Annotated in this window: 1 pseudogene; it reads left to right on the forward strand. The window is 59.6% G+C overall.

Features of this window, described 5'->3' with window-relative positions:
- Positions 1-156: 156 nt before the first annotated feature.
- A pseudogene (locus QSK07_RS22610) lies at positions 157-903 on the forward strand (hypothetical protein); the annotation flags it as partial.

Genomic DNA, 903 nt, shown 5'->3' on the forward strand with positions numbered 1-903 from the left:
CTTTTTGAGCAGTCCCGGCGCAGGGGCATGACCGATGAGGCGGCCTCTGAGCGGGTGCGGGCGTACGACGCGCGGTGGACAGCGTGGGCGGAAGGAATGCTGGCTGCATGCCGGCAGGAATGACGCCTAACAAAATTTAGCTATGGAATTGATCAAATGAATATTCAATTACCGGATACGCCCCCGACGTCGGGGCTGATATCTACATATACATCGGTACTCCAACAATACGCTCGGGATGGGCTAGATCCTCTGGATACCACGGCGGCCCAAGACGAAGACATCTTTGCGGAATGGGTGGCCCAAACATCTGGCTGGACCACTGACGAACTAAGTGCAGGCCTGGAAGCTGGTGGCCCGACGCCCTCCCTGCACACGGGACTGCGCCACATTGACGTAGCTTTCCGCGAAGGTGATACCGGGATAGAAAACCGTACGCTGGACCTCGGCGATATGAACGTGACGGCGGGCGTTTATGGCGTCATGGCATACAATACGGCCTATCCTCACGTCGTGGAGATAACGCACGTCCGTAGCGACGGCGTCGGGGTGCTCATGTTTCCGTCACTTGACGCCCAGCAGGGTATGAAACTATCCGGCATCTCGGGCGGGGACATCGGACTGGGGGCAGAAACCGGTAGTCACGTGACGTCCCTGACCATAAGTGACGACGAGAACGGCCGGGGTGTAGTCGGTGGGACGATAGGTGTCTATTACGCCCAGGGCGCTACCGCCGACGCGCTCACGAATACCGGGCATATCTCGGGGGCGTACGGCGGAATCCTGAACGAAGGAACCATCGGGACCATCAGTAACACCGGCACCATCACGGGCGGCATCGTCAACTACGGCACCGTCACGGGACGCATTGCCCTGGGCAACACCACGCAGCTCGTTGTCGCC

The sequence above is a fragment of the Pantoea sp. QMID4 genome, from assembly GCF_030270445.1.
Lineage (GTDB): Bacteria > Pseudomonadota > Gammaproteobacteria > Enterobacterales > Enterobacteriaceae > Pantoea > Pantoea vagans.